Origin of the sequence: Peptostreptococcus equinus, from assembly GCF_027125355.1 — a bacterium.
Taxonomy (GTDB): Bacteria; Bacillota; Clostridia; order Peptostreptococcales; family Peptostreptococcaceae; genus Peptostreptococcus; species Peptostreptococcus equinus.
Genome location: NZ_CP114052.1, coordinates 1,616,647 through 1,633,618 on the forward strand (window position 1 = coordinate 1,616,647; position 16,972 = coordinate 1,633,618).

A 16,972-nucleotide genomic window follows, 5' to 3' on the forward strand; every position below is an offset into this window, starting at 1 on the left:
TTTATAATTATAATATTATTTATTTTTAAGTATTTTATCTTAATTTTGCATTTATATAGTCAATGCTTATGGCTATTATTTTATGTATTTTACGTATTTTTAGTATCTATTTAGTTGATTTTTTATAATCTTTGCATATAATTTTTTTATTGTAGATATTATTAATAGGTTTTTGCTGTTAAATAACCAAATCCTGTTTCATTAGTTGCTCCAGTAATACACTGAATTTCGCATTCTATTGATCCATCTTCTCTAAGTGAGTGTTCATTACCACCAGCAATTACATTTACAACTTCTATATGACCTATTATTCTATCCATCTTTGGTAATACTACATACTGATTTGCATTACCTCCAGTAACAACTGCATCTGCCTTTGGATCAGCATCTGCTAAAGACTGAGATGCACCATCTCTACCAGCATATTCATCTGTTACTATTACAGTTTTTACACCTTGATCTTCAATCTTTTTACAGTTCATAATTAAGTCTGTATCAGGATTTCCAAAACCTTCTTGAGAAACTATAACTGCATCTAATCCTAAGTACTTGCAAAGCTTAGAAGACCAGTTAGAAGATCTTTCCTTATCTGCTAAATAAACATTTTCGTTTGTTATAATAACACCTAAGAAGTTTATTTCCTTACCATGTTTTGCATATAGTTCTTCTATTACACCATTGTTTAAATGAACATATGAAGGATTTTTATCACAAGCTGATACACAGTTACCAGATACTATAGCTCCATCCATTATCTCTGTAGGATAAAGTATTGTAGGAACTATCTGCTTTGCATCTACACCATACACATATGTATCGTGTAATAACCCTTGAGTTTGTAACATATATACATATCCTACTTTTGGAAGGTCAGGATACTGCGCAATCTGTTCAAGTAATGGCTTAGTTTCATATACATTTACTTCTTCAGCTTCTAAGTCTCTCGCTAATTCTCCAAGATATTGAGCAGCCTTGAATCCTAAAAATCTTACTGCCTTTTCATGTTCATGTTGTTTTACACCTTCAGCCGGTTCAGCAATTACCACTAGATTTACTGTCTTAGAAAATGGAGTATATTGAGCTCCTAATCCAGTCATATCTATAATCCCTTCTTGGAAACCGACTATTTTTCCAGTAGTTACTACAGCCATTCCTTTTAATACATAAGTTCTACCCTCACCAACTGTTTCAACTTTTGAAAGTATGCCTGGGAATATTCCACCCTTGCCTTCAACCTTTACTCTTGGTTCAATAACATCCTTCACAGGTGTTATTCTTACACTTTCGCCTGGTCTAGCAATATCTAAATCAACTGATGCTATATGCTCATCATCCCATATTGCTTTTACTAGTTCTTCTTTGTTTACAAATAAAACACCTTTTTCAATCTTCGTTTGATCACCAAATTGGATATCCTTTATGAAGATTTTGCCTACTTCAAGACGCATGGCTTACCTCCTAATAAATATTTATATTAAAATTTTTAATAAAACTTTTTTAACATAGTTTCTATATTTTCTATATTTGCATCATCCTTAGTTATTTCTTCAACTTTTTCTCCATCTTTGTAGATAGTCATTGTTGGAAGCCCAAGAACCTTCTGCTTTATTGCTAATCTTCTCGCTTTTGTAATATCCATTGAACAGAATTTTATCTTATCGCCATATTTGTCAGCTAATGCATGTACATCTGGCATTAAAGCTTTACAAGGTTCGCAACCCTGACTCCAAAAATCAACAAATATATATCCTTGACCTTCTAATACTTCACTTTCAAAATTGTCCTTTGTAAGTTCTAACATTTTGCAACCTCCTGAAAATTTTAATTTATGTGAATCCGTACAAATTTATAGTGAGTTAAGAACAAAGCGTAAACTTGTACGGATTTTCACCGTTTTATAAGCTATTTTTATACTTTTATTAATCAAACTTTGATGCTATGTATCTTTCAGCCATTACAGCAGCTACTGCTCCATCACTTGTAGCTGTGACTACCTGTCTAACTGGTTTTTGTCTACAATCACCTGCTACAAACACTCCTGGTATTTTTGTTTCTGTAGAGTCTCCAGCTACAAAATATCCAACTTCATCACAATCTAGTACACCTCTATAGATTTCAGTTTCTGGTACATATCCTATAAATACAAAGCATCCAAATGTACCATCTTCTTCATCTGCAAAATATTCTGTAACTTCACCAGTAATTTTATTTTTGAATACTATAGACTCAAGTATTCCATCTCCCTTTACCTCTTCTACTACTGTATCCAATAAAAACTCTATCTTTGGATTTTCTTTAGCCTTGTCAAGTGCTATAGGAGCACATCTAAAACCTTGCCTTCTGTGAACTATAGTTACTTTTCTAGCAAATTTCGTAAGATATTGAGCTTCTTCTATAGCTGAATCCCCCCCGCCTATTACAAATACTTCAAAGTCTTCGAAGAAATCTGCATCACAAGTTGCACAATATGAAACGCCCTTTCCTATTAATTTGTCTTCTCCTGGACAAGACATTTTTCTTGGGTTAGCACCTGATGCTATTATTACAGACTTTGTTCTATATTCAGCATCCTTAGTCCTGATAGTCTTTATATCACTTTGAAAATCAAAAGATACTACTTCACCCCTTTGAATTTCACATCCAAAAGCTTTGGCTTGTTGTACCATTCTTGCTGTAAGTGATGGACCTGTAGCATTTTCTAATGATCCTGGATAATTATCAACCTGATGAGTGATAACTATCTGTCCACCGTTTTTTTCTTTTTCTAATATAAGTGTTTTCAATTTACCTCTAGCTCCATATAAACCAGCAGATAAGCCGGCTGGACCACCACCTATAATCACTAAATCATAAATGTTTTCCATTTTGCACCTCCAAAAATATATAAGATAATGTGATTTTTTTAACTTACTTTTTGCTAATATTATAACTTTCTAGTTTCCTTACTAAAAATACTTTTATATAGTTGATAATTCTATAAACTACTTAATTACTCTAAATAATAATTCTATCAACAGTTTTAGATATTAAATCCATGTCTATTACCCTAAAATCATCTTTAATTTTTTCAGTCCATATAGGTCTTTGCTTATTTTTAGCAAATTTTATCGCTGTGCTTATAGCATCCTCTATCAAAGTTACTGAATTAAAATCAACTACAGTATTCTCCTTTAAAACTATTGACCTATATATTGTTTCATTTGGTTTAATACTTCCATAAAGTGGATGAGTTAATAATTCATATCCCTTATGAATCAAATTCCTTGAATATTCCAATATTTCAATATAGTCTTTTTCCTCAAATAGAACTAATCTGAAGCCATTTGACTTTAGATAATCTTTTCTTTCTAGAAAACTTTTATTATTTGTCACCAGTATCATTATTACACCCCATATTGTAAACTTTTATTATGGCTAAAAACATCTAAACAAATGTTTTCCTGCTATTCAAAAAATATATTTATCTAAATAAAATATTTTCAAATAAAATTATAAATAAAAAAGGGAATAAAGATGTCTTTATTCCCTCTGTCATTTTTTTCAGAGATACGTCCAATTCTACTATTTTTACCTGAGAATTTCATAATATTTTTGACTGAATATCACTTGTCCCTTCGGTGGCTATTAGCTCTCTCATAGAATCTTCTTCCGATTATTATAATATTGTCAATTTTTAGTACAATTCAAACTAATTTTGTAATTTTATTGTACAACATTAATTAATAAAATATCAATATATTTTATTAACTTTTACTATATTATTTTTAACTTGCTATTATAGTTTTTATCTATATATTCTCATATGTTGATATTGCTGTTTTTTATATTTTTTAAATTAATTATCACTTATTATTTTATTTATTCAAATACTTTTCATTATATAATTAATTAATATATTTATTTGCACATATACTCAATATATTTTTATATTTTAAACCAATTGTTTATTTAATTTTAAATATATTCCTCTAATGTTTTTTTCTATAATATATTTTGGATAAATACATATTTATTTACTTCTTTTCACTCGATCATATATAAATTGTATTAAATTTGTACATTAGTTTTGTATTTTAAATAGTTTATCTAAACATAAAAAATAGTGGTATTAGACAATTAAAACATCCAATACCACTATAAAATTTCCTAACAAAAATTTATTACAACTTTTTATGTAAATTTATATATATTTATAACTTATTTATTTGACATTATTATCCTAACATTATCTTTTCTAGCTTTAATGGTTCTATATATTCTTCACCCTTGTACGCTCTCATGTTACCACCAGATATTTCGTCTATTAGAGCTACTTTTCCATCTACCATACCGAATTCAAATTTAATATCATATAATTCCAATTCCTTTTTTGCTAATTCATTTTTAACTACTTCACCTATTTGAAGAGCTAATTTTGCAAGTTCTTCATATTCCTCTTCTGTCATTATATTTAATATTGCTAGAGCATCTTTTGTTATTAAAGGATCATTTTTATCATCGTCTTTTAATGTTACTTCTACATATGGAGGAATTTTGGTACCTGATTCAATATAGCTTCCATATCTTCTAATAAATGAACCCACTGCTCTATAACGAACAATCACTTCTACACCTTGACCGAAAACTTTAGCTTTTTTAACTACAGCTTCATTCTTGTCTACATTTGCTGACACATAATGTGTATTAAGACCCATAGCATTTAATTTTTCATAGAAAAACTTTGTCATCGCCACTGCTGAACGTCCTGCGCCTTCTATTTGAAGCCCTACCTGATTTTCACCTGGATCAAATACTCCATCTTTGCCTGTAACATCATCTTTGAACTTTAATAATACATTCTTTTCATCAATTTCATAAACATCTTTGGTCTTACCTGTATAAATTTTATTCATTTTATCCTCCTGTGAATACAATATTAGCCTTATGTTCAAAACACATACAAATCACGCACATTTTCATTACTTAATTTATAAATGTTCGCTATTTAATTTTATATTATTATCTCATATAGAATATGGTTAGTCAATTATTTTCGTACATTTTTTATTTTTTTTGCACAAATTTTCGTATTTTAAAAGCAACTAGAATTAAAAATTCTAGTTGCTTTTAATTTTAGAATAATATATTTAAAATTCTTATAAATCTTAAGCTCTAATTTATTTCAAAGCCAGATAATATCGCATCTTCAATATTATCTGCAGTTCCTTTTATTATTCTTTCTCTATAAGAAATAGACGCTGGCGAATTATTAGGCCATACATTATCAAACCAATCTACAAATTCATTTATATTATAATTTACAGCCAAAGCTTCTATATAAATATAATCTATTTTACTACTATAAATGGCTTTTTCAGACTTACATTTTGATATTCTAGTAATTATTCCATAGTGTTTATCCTTAAAATTCGGCATACCACTAGCACCATTATTAATTACCGCAAAATTTTCCAACTTTAAAGCTACTGGAGCACAGGTATGAGTAGATGCAATAACATCAATATCATTATCTTTAAACCAAGAAATAAGTTCATTTTGTCTATTTATATCTAATAAGTTTTCTCTAGAGCACTCCCACCCTGCTAAGGATTTTTCATCTCCATGAGTTATGGCGATTCTTTTATCACCAACTTTGACTATACATATTTTTTGTCTTTTTTTAATTTCATCTTTAATTTTGCTATTTATATCTACCATATCTTTCATTTCTTGGTGTATAATATTGGATCTCTTAACCACATCATCATCTACACATCCTGGATAAGAACATCCACATCCAACATTAATATCCTTATCTCTTATCAGCTCTGATTCAACATTTCCTAATAAAGGTATATGAGTCCTAACAAAATTTTCTATTCTTACAAAATCCTCATAATCTTTATCAAACCAATGTATATCTCCATTAAATATTATTATACAATCACTTTTTTCTGATTTAACTATTTTATCAATTTCTTCTAGAGCTTGATAATTACCATATAAACCACCTACTATATATACAGTATCACAAATTATATCATTTTCTTTCTTAGCAAAAAGGCTCTGATCAATATTATAGTCTAAAGGACAAGATCTACCAGGAATATTCATTTTATCATCTCCATAATAGTTTTTATATTTTATATTTACTCAACAAACCAGGAATAATATATCCTATATTACATAATATTAAACCATATAAATTTACTCCTAGCAACATTGCATTTTCTCCATTGCCAATAGCAAAAATTGATGGAATTATATTTAAAGTTAGTGCAAACCCTAAAATTATTCCACACCAAAAACTTAAATGGAATCCTAGCTTGGTTGGTTTTACTATACCATGCAATATAAATATAGGTGCAAGTCCAATAACCATTGTTCCACTTATTGTTGTAGCTTTTAAGATATTTGTTCCTATTATCATAGGCAAGTTACCAATAATTGCCATAACAACCATTATTATCATACCCATGGTAATAGCTTTTTTACCCAAATTTTTTCCTGCCATATTGGGAAGATCATAGGCAGTTAGTTTTGCAATACTTGAAAAAGTTGAATCTAATGTTGAACCAGCTGCAGATACCATTACCATTATCATTAATAAATATGCAGTTACACCCATTGTCCTTCCTAAGTCAGCAGGAACATTATCTGAAAGTGGTAATGCTACTAACTTTGCATGTATTCCAATAAAGCTAAATACTAAAATAGCTATAAATCCCAAAACACCTGATACAACAAAGGCTTTTAGCATGGTCTTTTCTTCAGAAATAAATCCTCTATCAGTCAATACAGGATCATGGAACGGATAAGAAAAAATTTGCAAACATGAAACTAAAAGCATATCTACACCTGCATCTAATTTCCAGTTGCCACTATAAACAAAATCTCCAATAGAGTGTTTTGGTATTATTAATCCAATTATCCACACCACGAAAAATACAAATATTATCGCTTGTATAGCATCTGTAAATATAGAACTTCTAAGTCCACCTTTCATAGAGTATACAAGAGTAATAATTGTGAATACTAAAGCCGCAAATATAAATTCTTTACTTGTAGATTTTCCATAATATCCACCAACTACTGAAGTGTTACTCCAAACCTCATTAAATAACCTAATCAAGATTGCTGCTGCAAAGGCAATTGCAGCACCTTTGCCATAATTATTGGTAATGAAACTAACTATACCCGTCGCACCAAACTTTCTACGTAATCTATAGATTACGAAGCCAGCTAAGGGTATACATAGCCAATAAGTTGCATAGGCAATACCCCCGACTATACCATACTTAGCTCCCAGGTTGGCAGCATTTGTTACTGACTTAGCAAAAATCCAACTAATAAAAATACTCGCTGTCAACATAAAAGTACTAGCAGGTTTACCTTCTTTATCCTCTCCTTTGAAAAAACCTCCAACTGTCGTAGTCTTTGGAGACAAGAACATCATTATTATTCCATAAATGATCAGAAACCCCCAAAACATAAATCCAATATTCATAATAACCCCCTTCATTTTATTTGTTCATTTAAAAATATATCATAAATTTTGAATCAAATGAATTCTTTTATCAACAATAATTATTCATTTTTACTATTTGTTTTTATGCATATTATAGATATTTTCTATTTTTATAATATAATAAAAGAGCCAGTAAAAAATAATACTAGACTCTTCTATTAAAGTATCTTGATTTTAAAATGAGGGCTAAATATTAATTCCAAATTCCATATTCAGTTCTTTGGCTAAACTTTTCATTTCTTCTATCGTCTTTGGAAGAATTGGAATTCCTGATTTAATTCTTTCTTGATATGTTTCTTTTTCTTTTTCCCCATGTGTGTATATTCTTTCCTGACCATAGGCTTTTTCACTATCTCTAACTTCCTGTAGATAAGTACTCCATTTCTTAGTAATCTTTTTAGGATCTCCAAATAAATTCGGGTCTATGGCCATGAAATAATGGCAAATTCCCATCATACCATCTTCTTCAGTGTGATTTGAAGTAGTCCCATCAGATAATACTCCAGTTAAAAATTCGACCAATAAAGAGAAACCAAATCCCTTGTGACTACCAAATAGCTGGCTTGATCCACCCACTGGATATAGGCCTCCTTCTCTATTCATTATATTATCGAAAAGATGCTGAGGATTTACTTCATCCTTACCTTCTTCATTTATTCCCCAACCTACTGGTAGGTTTATTCCTTTTTTATTTCTAACCTCTACCTTACCGCATGCAACTACAGATGTCGCTATGTCAAAGAAAAATTCTGTTGGCTCTGCTGGTATAGATATAGCTATCGGATTAGTGCCCATCATCGGTTTTTTTCCAAAGGTTGGAACTACTACTCTAAATGAATTTGTCGCCGAAATACCTATTAGGCCTTCTTTACTAGCCAACTGACTGTAATAACCCGCTATACCATAATGATTCGAATTTCTTACAGTTACCATTCCCACTCCAGATTTTTTAGCTTTCTCAATAGCCAAATCCATAGCATATTTACTCACTACTTGACCCATAGCTTGATTTCCATCTACTACAGCTGATATTCCTGTTTCATGTGCTACACTAGGTTTATTCCCAACTTTTACAAAGCCCTTATTAATATGCTGTCTATACATTTCTAATCTTTGAGATCCATGTGTGTCGATTCCATACATATCCGCTGCCATCAATACATCTGTAATTGTCTTAGCATCTTCGTTATCAAAACCAAATTTAACAAAGGCTCTTTGACAATAGTCTCTTAACTCCTCTGATTTAACTAAAATTGCCTTCTCCATGTTATACCTCCAGATTAAATTTTATAATTACAAATATTTATATTTAAATTTTAACATAGCTACCTTAATAAATTAATAATTTTTTATAAAAAATACATTTTTATAATGTATTTTCTCAATTAATTATTCATAAAGAAAGATTTTTTTATTGTTTTGTAAATAAAATATAAAATATACTGTGACAAAAGTAGCTCATTTACATATTTTTTATTTTTATAGATAATTTTTCTATAAAAAAATAGACCCTAAGGTCTATTTTCAATTAATATTATTAACTTTTATAAATCACTATCTAAAAAATCTAAAGCAAACTGGGCGAACATAGCTGCTCCGTATTTCATATAATCTTCATCTATTTTGAACTTTTCATGATGTGGAAAGTATACAGCTCCCTTATCTACATTTCTATAGCCCATATTTATGTATACGCCCTTTGCATGTTGCATGTAGTAAGACATATCTTCTGAAGCCATTATTCTCTTCATTGGAACATTCTTTCCTTGACCCATCACCTTTTCACAAGTTTTTTCAGCTAATTCTGTCATATCTTCATCATTTCTAAGACTTAAAGTACTCTCTTCAATCTGAACATCTACAGATATTTCATATGCATCAGCTATAGCCTTTGCATGTCTGATTATAGCTTCATGAACTGTTTTTCTAGCTTCTGGATCAAAGTACCTCATTGACATCTCAATATCAGTAAACTTGGAAATAATATTTGGCTTTGTTCCTCCATTGAACTTACCTACTGTTACAACGATTGGCTCCTGAGGGTCTACATTTTTTGTAACGATTGATTGTATATCTGTTACAAACATGCAAGCTGGATGAATTGTATCCTTAGCAAGATGTGGTGCTGAACCATGACCAGACACACCTTCAAATTTCACGAATATTGTATCACAACCAGTCAATACATATCCTGATTCTATGTGAGCATATCCAGCATCCATTCCTGGTAGTCCGTGCATTCCAAAACATCCATCCACGCCTTCCATACCGCCAGCTGCTATAATCTTTTTAGCTCCTGAGAAATTCTCTTCACCTTCTTGGAAGAAAAATCTTATTTCACCCTTTATATCTTTTTTCATTGTCGATAATATTTTTGCTGCGCCTAAAAGCATAGAAGCATGCGCATCATGACCGCAAGCATGCATTACTCCCTGATTTTTTGACTTAAAGTCAATATCAGCTTGTTCTATTATTGGAAGTGCGTCCATATCAGCTCTAAGAGCAACTGTCTTTCCTGGCTTTTCTCCTACTAATCTAGCTATTATTGAAGTATTACCTACTTTTTCTATTTCTAAATCCAATTTTTCTAATTCAGATAAAATTGTAGCCTGTGTTTCGTACTCTTCTCCACTTAGTTCGGGATTTTCATGTATTTGTCTTCTAATTTTTATAATAAAATCTTCTACTTCTTTTGCCTTATCTAACATCATATTATCAACCCTTTCTATATAAAGTTTACATTCTCTCTTTTCTTTTTTATTACTTAATTTAAAACAGTATATTTATATTATATTCTTTCATTTATAGTTTTTTTAATATCATCATTTTTTATTTTTTATTACTTAGCTTTGTAAATATTTACTCCATTTGTTTCTTTTGTAAAGAATGAAGCTACCGCACCAACAGCTACTAATGCAATTAATACTGTAAATGCCTTTTGATATCCCAACATTGGCATTGCCTTGTATGTATCTAATATTGAACCCATAACAACAGGAACTATAGCTGCACCCAAGAATCCAACACAGTTAACTACTCCAGTAGCTATACCAGAAAGATTTCTATCATTTACTTCGTTACCTAATGTCCAACACATTGTGAATACTGACATTACAAAACCGAATACAAACAAGAATGGTGTAAGTAATGCAAGTGGCAATTTAACAAATATAAATACTACCCAACCTATTAATGTCAATACTGAACATAATATTAAAGGCAATTTTCTATTTTTGAATTTATCTGATAAATAACCAATTACTAAACCACTTACTGCTGAACCTATAACTGCTGCTATCACGTAGTTAGCTGCTGAAATTTTACTTACTCCATATGTCGCCATTATGAATGAAACACCAAATGTTCCAAATAATACTACGTATCCCGTATATAAACCAATATAAGGTATTGAAATTATCCAAGTCCATTTATTTGTCATAACTGACTTTAACGCCTGTCCAACTTTTATGTTAGCCACTGACTGAGGTCTATTTTCTAATTCATCCATACCTGGAAGTCCCATATCTGATGGATCATCTTTAACCAATAATAATACTAATATAGCGAAGAATACCATTCCTACACCCATATATACAAAAGTATTTCTCCATCCAAACATATTTACAGCTATAACCAACGGACTCTGTGCTATAACTGCTCCCAAGTTAGCTGCTATACCTGCAAATCCTATCATTAATGCAAAGTTCTTTGAGTAAAACCATCTTGACTGAATTTTTATTAGACAAATAAATACTACTGATACACCTATACCAACAAAAAATCTCGAAGCATAAGCAACTCCAATACTTGGAGCTAGTCCAAATACTATTGAAGCAACTGCTGCTAATAGCGAAAATGAGAACACTGTCTTTTTAGGACCTAACTTGTCTGCCAAAATTCCTGATGGAATCTGCATAATAAAGTAAGCGTAAAAATACATTGACCCAATATTTGCAAATTGTGCTGCACCTATATTAAAAGCTTGTTGTAAATCATTTTTTACGACTCCAACTCCCATTCTGTGGAAAGTAACAAATATATACATGACAGCAAGTACTGACCATACTACCCATCTATAGCTTTCTACTTTTTTGATTTGTTCTTCCTTTGTTCCTACTAAATCTTTCTTCATTAAAAACCTCCTACTATAATTGCCTTTCTATAAATTTTATTAAATAAATTTCTCTTCTTGAAAAGATTTTAACATTTTAGAAAGTGTTTTCAATGTGCTAAAGATACAAAAAAATCCATATTTATTATCCTAAAGATACAAACATGGATTTGATTTCTAACAATTATTATTAATTATATTTAATAAAACTTACTATTTTATAATTATTATATAATGTATAAATATAAAAATTGCTAATTATTATTATAATTAGAGGTTCATTTGATATATTTTTAAAGCCAAACCTATACTTAGCCTTGCTTCTGAATGGCTTAAATCTTCAGCTAAGATTGAGCAAATTTTCTTATATCTATATTTAATTGTATTGTAGTGCATATACATTTTCTCTGCTGTAGTTTTAAGATTCCAATCATTTTCAGCGATATTAATTAGAGTATCTAATAAATCCGAATCATATTTTCGATCATAATCAACTATGCTTCCTATTTTAGAATCACAAAAACTCTTAACATCCTCATTTTCGTATATAGAGTATAAAACCCTATATACTCCAAGTTCACTATATAACATATAAGCATTTTTCTTAAAAATAACTCTAGCTATTTTTATTGACATCTGTGCTTCCTTGTAACTCTCATGTACATCTACTATAGAAGTTTTCTCTTCACCTACTCCAATTGTTACAGTAAAATCATAATTTTCTCTTGTAGACTTTCTAACTTCCTTGCCACATGCTAATAGATGACTTTTTTCTCTATCTTCTTCCCTATCACTTTGAAGTAAAAAAATTATAGAATCGCTAAGAATTGCATAAACAGAGCTTATATAATAAGATTTGACTATTCTAATCACATCATTAAGCATATGCTCTCTTATATTTTCTAATTCATCATTTAATACCTGTGCACTTTGATCGTTTTTATAAATTTTTAAATATTGTTCTTTAAAATCATCTATGTCTATAACCATGGCTCTAATGTTATTTGTAAACATCCAGCCAAATACCTTTGCTCTAGCTTCTACTTCTACTTGTGATTTAATATTATTCATTATAATATCGTGAATGAATTCATTCTTGTGCCTATCTTCAATCTGCATACTTGATATTTTCTTTTGAGTGTCCAAAATCAAAGCTGTATTTGCATGTGATAATGTATTGTAAAGATCTTCCACTTCTATATCTTTATCTATGTCCAAGAATATTATATAACCATATATTTTTCTATTAGGTCCAATCTTATAAGTAGATTTTTCTCCTAGCAATATGTTTATCTCTTTTAATTTTTCTTTATTATCACATAAAATGACTTTATTTTTATAATACAATTTGTCAAAATATTGATCGTAATAACATATATTTTCCTTGAATATTTGACCTATCACATCTACTATTGTACTAGTATCATCACCATTTATTACCAATTGTGTAAAGTTATCGTGAACTCTCTCAGATATTTTTATAGCCTCAGACTGTATATCTACTATTCTTGATAAAGTAGGATTTATTACATCCTTAAATGCCATCTCTATTGGAACATTAACTATTACGAAACCTATTTGATCAGCTAATTCTAAAATATGCATAGGTATATTCTTAAAATACCTCTCTACTTTTATAAATAGAGCTACTATACCTGCATCTTTCATTTTTACCAATAAATCATCAAATTCATCTTCGTATTTTTTGAATACATATCCACTTGATAATACTATTTCGCCACCTTTAGACCAAGGAAATGGATCTGGTGAGTCCATAATTGTTATAGAAGTCACTTCATTATCCAAAGCACTATTTCCCGCAAGTACTTCAAAATTTTTAAAGTCTGGAGTTTTTAATATGTCTCTAACGCTAATATAATTATTCATATATTTTCTATCCAACTCTCTTAATTAATACTATTATTTCATATCTAACAAAAATGCTTTATAAGCTTTATATGCTTCATAAATATCCGCCTTACTGGTAATTTCATACGGAGCATGCATAGACATTACAGCTACACCGCTATCTATTACCCTCATACCTTGTCTTGCCAATATATGGGCTATAGTTCCTCCTCCGCCTTGATCTACTTTGCCAAGTTCAGCTGTTTGGAAAAATATTTTATTGTCGTCCATTATTTTCCTCAGTGATGCAATATATTCAGCATTCGCATCATTTGTTCCTGATTTCCCTCTACTTCCTGTATATTTATTAAAAACTATACCTCTTCCAAAATATGCTGAATTTCTTTTTTCAAATACACTAGAATATAGTGGATCATATGCTGCGCTTACATCTGATGATAACATAGCTGAGTTTCTAAGAGCTCTTCTGGCAGCTAATGGAACATCCGGCTGAAGTATATTGGCAATTTCTGATACAATATCTTCAAAAAACATAGACTGCATTCCAGTAGCTCCAGTGCTACCTATTTCTTCTTTATCTACCAAAATACAACAAGTGGTTCTATTTGTATTTTTACCTTCTAACATTGCAAAAAGAGATGTAAAAGCACAAACCCTATCATCCTGCCCATACGCCATAACCATAGACCTATCTAAACCGCAATCCCTCGCTTTACCAGCAGGAACTATTTCTAGTTCTGCAGACAAAAAATCTTCTTCATCTATTCCATATTTTTCTTTTAGTATATAAAGTATATTAGCTTTTACTAAATCTTTATCATCTGAATTTAATAATGGCTTGCTACCTACTAAAACATCCATATTCTCACCTTCAATTACTATGCTAGCTTTTTTCTGTGTTTGATCTTGTGCCAGATGAACCAATAAATCACTTATAACTAAAACCGGATCACTATCTTCTTCTCCAATTACTATATCGACCAGATTACCATTCTTTTTTGCTACTACTCCATGAATGGCAAGTGGAATAGTAACCCATTGATATTTTTTTATTCCACCATAGTAATGAGTGTCTAAATAAGCAAGATCACTATTTTCATAAAGAGGATTTTGCTTTATATCTATTCTAGGTGAATCTATGTGAGCTCCTAAAATATTCATTCCTTTTTCAAAATCTTCCGCTCCAATATTAAAAAGTACTATAGATTTCTCCATCATAACAGAATAAACTTTATCTCCTGCTTTTAAAACAGATTTTTCTTCTATAATTTTACTTAAGTTTTTATATCCCATATTTTCAGCCATATTTTGGGCTATTTTTACGCATTCTCTTTCTGTCTTCCCCATATCAATGCATTTTTTATATCTATCAATTAATACATCCATCTCTGACAATTCTTTTGAAGTATATGACTTCCAAGCATTTTCTCTAATCATTTTGTCCTCCTCCAAGTTTTATTTTTTAATCTTATAATAAAAATAAGACCTCAAAATAGATTATATTAACTATTATACACATCTATGTCGAAGTCTTACACATATTTATTTTTATATTTTCTTAATTATTAATCTGTCTCACTTCTATACTTATTCATCGTATCTTGGAAAAGTGTGTGAGTTGATGGCGGTGTAAATGTTATAGCATTTGCACCCGCTTCTATTGTAGCTTTAATACTTTCATCTGTATTTCCACCTGATGCTATTATTGGTAAATCTGGAAATTCAGCTCTTATTTTTCTTACAATATCAGGTGTTTTAGCCGCACCAGCAACATTGATTATTGAAGCTCCAGAATCAATTCTTTCTTGTATGTTCGTTTTGTCATCTACTACCGTTACTACTATTGGAATATCTACCGCCTTTGATACTCCTAGTAAGTTCATATTACTAATTGGTGCATTCAAAACTACTCCCATAGCACCTTGGCTTTCCACATCCTTAGCAAGCCCTATAGTTCTAAGCCCCTTTGTAAGACCTCCACCTACTCCACAGAATACTGGAATATATGAAGCTTTTATAATAGCATCACTAATAGCTTGTTGAGGTGTAAAAGGATACACAGCAAATACAGCGTCGGCATCACAATTCCTAATAATTGCCAAATCAGTCGTAAATATTAAGCTTTTAATTCTTCTACCATATATCATTATACCGCTAGCTTTTCTTACTTCAACGGGCATTGTAAGTATATTATGTCTTAATTTACTCTCGACCTGTGGTATCTTTCTCTCTCTTGAAATTACTGCGCAATCTTTAATTTCCATATACAATCCTCCAATCTATAAAAGCACTAAAATGCAGCCTTTTAATAATTACCTTCATATTCTATATTTATTTTATTAAATAGTCAATGAATTTTTATAGCTTTTTACTTATAATTTATTATTTACCCAAATATTTTCTTTTTTATATGTTATTATTAATTTTTTGTTAAAGGCTAATCAAATTTTTTATATGGATAATAAAATTATATTTCTTGTTTATGAATAATAAATTAACATACTTATTGCACAAGTTCCTTCACCAGCATTTTTATAAAAGTGTTTTTGATCTGCTGCAAATTTTAACGAATCACCTTTTTCTAATATAAACTTTTCTTCGCCTACAGAAATTTCAGCCCTTCCATCAAAAATAGTTATATATTCTTCTGATTTTACTAAATGTGGCTCAGCATTTAATATTCCTCCTTCTTCTATAAGAATTCTATACATCTCAAAATGTTTTTTATCATCGAAAGTAAAAGTAGGATAATTTAGGTATTTTTGATGTTCATCATTAATAAGTGGTTGCACCTCTTTTACTACTACACTTTCCAAATTATCCTCTTCCATTATTGAAGTAAATGATACTTTAAAACCATTTGCTATTTTCCAAATTACTGAAATAGTTGGGTTTACATCTCCTTTTTCTATCTGAGAAAGCATACTTCTAGAAACTCCTGTCAATGCAGCAGCTTTATCCAATGTTATATGTTTTTCTTCTCTTATTTTTTTCACATTATTTGCTATTCTTACATTAATACTCATTTTTTTACCACCTACCCATAAAGTTAAATATATTATACCATTTTTTACACAGTTTAATTATAATACATAAAAACTGTCCAGTACAATATATTGTTATTTTATTATAATTTATTACATTTTCATTGACAATATATTGTAATTAAAGTGCAATATATTGTATCAAAATTATGCATAATAAAAATATATTTATTGTATAGTTTCAATGGAGGCTTATATATTGCCTTTTTATCAAGGTAATACTCCTATTTTACTAGGATTTTCTTTCTTGCTAGCAACTATTGGATTCATTTTTACACTTTGTTGGGCATTATTTGGTTCAGTATTTAAATCACTATTCTCTGAACATGCCAAAATAACAAATATTGTAATGTCAATTCTATTAGCTTATTGTGCAATTTCATTATTCTTATAAATATACATTCTTAGTAACAAAATTTAAATATTTATTTATAAGAGTTA

15 protein-coding genes and 1 riboswitch are annotated in these 16,972 nt (G+C 29.9%); all 15 genes read right to left on the reverse strand.

Annotated features, from left to right (window positions below):
• Positions 1-161 precede the first annotated feature (161 nt).
• On the reverse strand, positions 162-1,448 hold the full coding sequence (locus O0R46_RS07990) for a glycine/sarcosine/betaine reductase component B subunit (protein WP_269311229.1): 1,287 nt from the start codon (positions 1,446-1,448) through the stop codon (positions 162-164).
• Positions 1,449-1,483: 35 nt separating this feature from the next.
• Positions 1,484-1,801 carry a thioredoxin TrxA gene (gene trxA, locus O0R46_RS07995; RefSeq protein ID WP_269311230.1) on the reverse strand — a complete coding sequence of 106 codons (318 nt, stop codon included), beginning with the start codon at positions 1,799-1,801 and terminating at the stop codon, positions 1,484-1,486.
• A 118-nt stretch (positions 1,802-1,919) separates the two neighbouring features.
• Positions 1,920-2,864 carry a thioredoxin-disulfide reductase gene (trxB, locus tag O0R46_RS08000; protein ID WP_269311231.1) on the reverse strand — a complete coding sequence of 315 codons (945 nt, stop codon included), beginning with the start codon at positions 2,862-2,864 and terminating at the stop codon, positions 1,920-1,922.
• A gap of 130 nt (positions 2,865-2,994) precedes the next feature.
• Positions 2,995-3,381, reverse strand: coding sequence for a GrdX family protein (locus O0R46_RS08005; protein WP_269311232.1), 387 nt, complete (start codon positions 3,379-3,381; stop codon positions 2,995-2,997).
• A 168-nt stretch (positions 3,382-3,549) separates the two neighbouring features.
• Positions 3,550-3,648, reverse strand: a riboswitch (glycine riboswitch).
• Positions 3,649-4,214: 566 nt separating this feature from the next.
• A complete protein-coding gene (locus O0R46_RS08010) occupies positions 4,215-4,892 on the reverse strand; it encodes a phosphoribosylaminoimidazolesuccinocarboxamide synthase (RefSeq protein WP_269311233.1) in 678 nt (225 codons plus the stop codon).
• Between the two features lie 259 nt (positions 4,893-5,151).
• Positions 5,152-6,093: a metallophosphoesterase gene (locus O0R46_RS08015; RefSeq protein WP_269311234.1), complete on the reverse strand. Its 942-nt coding sequence runs from the start codon at positions 6,091-6,093 to the stop codon at positions 5,152-5,154.
• Positions 6,094-6,115: 22 nt separating this feature from the next.
• Positions 6,116-7,486: a sodium:solute symporter family transporter gene (locus O0R46_RS08020; protein ID WP_269311235.1), complete on the reverse strand. Its 1,371-nt coding sequence runs from the start codon at positions 7,484-7,486 to the stop codon at positions 6,116-6,118.
• A 207-nt stretch (positions 7,487-7,693) separates the two neighbouring features.
• Complete coding sequence (locus O0R46_RS08025; protein ID WP_269311236.1) at positions 7,694-8,773, reverse strand: Ldh family oxidoreductase; 1,080 nt, start codon at positions 8,771-8,773, stop codon at positions 7,694-7,696.
• Positions 8,774-9,051: 278 nt separating this feature from the next.
• Complete coding sequence (locus O0R46_RS08030) at positions 9,052-10,218, reverse strand: M20 metallopeptidase family protein (RefSeq protein ID WP_269311237.1); 1,167 nt, start codon at positions 10,216-10,218, stop codon at positions 9,052-9,054.
• 128 nt (positions 10,219-10,346) lie between these two features.
• Positions 10,347-11,639 carry an MFS transporter gene (locus tag O0R46_RS08035; RefSeq protein WP_269311238.1) on the reverse strand — a complete coding sequence of 431 codons (1,293 nt, stop codon included), beginning with the start codon at positions 11,637-11,639 and terminating at the stop codon, positions 10,347-10,349.
• Positions 11,640-11,888: 249 nt separating this feature from the next.
• Complete coding sequence (locus tag O0R46_RS08040) at positions 11,889-13,505, reverse strand: PucR family transcriptional regulator (protein WP_269311239.1); 1,617 nt, start codon at positions 13,503-13,505, stop codon at positions 11,889-11,891.
• Positions 13,506-13,538: 33 nt separating this feature from the next.
• Entirely contained in the window at positions 13,539-14,924 is a 1,386-nt protein-coding gene (locus tag O0R46_RS08045) for an aminopeptidase (RefSeq protein ID WP_269311240.1), read from the reverse strand.
• Positions 14,925-15,052: 128 nt separating this feature from the next.
• A complete protein-coding gene (locus O0R46_RS08050; RefSeq protein WP_269311241.1) occupies positions 15,053-15,751 on the reverse strand; it encodes a beta/alpha barrel domain-containing protein in 699 nt (232 codons plus the stop codon).
• 216 nt (positions 15,752-15,967) lie between these two features.
• Positions 15,968-16,513: a helix-turn-helix domain-containing protein gene (locus O0R46_RS08055; protein ID WP_269311242.1), complete on the reverse strand. Its 546-nt coding sequence runs from the start codon at positions 16,511-16,513 to the stop codon at positions 15,968-15,970.
• A 228-nt stretch (positions 16,514-16,741) separates the two neighbouring features.
• Positions 16,742-16,864, reverse strand: a complete 123-nt coding sequence (locus tag O0R46_RS08060) for a hypothetical protein (RefSeq protein WP_269311243.1) — start codon at positions 16,862-16,864, stop codon at positions 16,742-16,744.
• Positions 16,865-16,972: the final 108 nt, after the last annotated feature.

What these genes read in the sequence shown, in the direction of transcription:
- O0R46_RS08040 (WP_269311239.1), bottom strand. Translation starts at nt 13,505, where the DNA reads ATGAATAATTATATTAGCGTTAGAGACATATTAAAAACTCCAGACTTT.
- O0R46_RS08025 (WP_269311236.1), bottom strand. Translation starts at nt 8,773, where the DNA reads ATGGAGAAGGCAATTTTAGTTAAATCAGAGGAGTTAAGAGACTATTGT.
- O0R46_RS07990 (WP_269311229.1), bottom strand. Translation starts at nt 1,448, where the DNA reads ATGCGTCTTGAAGTAGGCAAAATCTTCATAAAGGATATCCAATTTGGT.
- O0R46_RS08020 (WP_269311235.1), bottom strand. Translation starts at nt 7,486, where the DNA reads ATGAATATTGGATTTATGTTTTGGGGGTTTCTGATCATTTATGGAATA.
- O0R46_RS08050 (WP_269311241.1), bottom strand. Translation starts at nt 15,751, where the DNA reads ATGGAAATTAAAGATTGCGCAGTAATTTCAAGAGAGAGAAAGATACCA.
- O0R46_RS08045 (WP_269311240.1), bottom strand. Translation starts at nt 14,924, where the DNA reads ATGATTAGAGAAAATGCTTGGAAGTCATATACTTCAAAAGAATTGTCA.
- trxA (WP_269311230.1), bottom strand. Translation starts at nt 1,801, where the DNA reads ATGTTAGAACTTACAAAGGACAATTTTGAAAGTGAAGTATTAGAAGGT.
- O0R46_RS08055 (WP_269311242.1), bottom strand. Translation starts at nt 16,513, where the DNA reads ATGAGTATTAATGTAAGAATAGCAAATAATGTGAAAAAAATAAGAGAA.
- O0R46_RS08030 (WP_269311237.1), bottom strand. Translation starts at nt 10,218, where the DNA reads ATGATGTTAGATAAGGCAAAAGAAGTAGAAGATTTTATTATAAAAATT.
- O0R46_RS08005 (WP_269311232.1), bottom strand. Translation starts at nt 3,381, where the DNA reads ATGATACTGGTGACAAATAATAAAAGTTTTCTAGAAAGAAAAGATTAT.
- O0R46_RS08015 (WP_269311234.1), bottom strand. Translation starts at nt 6,093, where the DNA reads ATGAATATTCCTGGTAGATCTTGTCCTTTAGACTATAATATTGATCAG.
- trxB (WP_269311231.1), bottom strand. Translation starts at nt 2,864, where the DNA reads ATGGAAAACATTTATGATTTAGTGATTATAGGTGGTGGTCCAGCCGGC.
- O0R46_RS08035 (WP_269311238.1), bottom strand. Translation starts at nt 11,639, where the DNA reads ATGAAGAAAGATTTAGTAGGAACAAAGGAAGAACAAATCAAAAAAGTA.
- O0R46_RS08010 (WP_269311233.1), bottom strand. Translation starts at nt 4,892, where the DNA reads ATGAATAAAATTTATACAGGTAAGACCAAAGATGTTTATGAAATTGAT.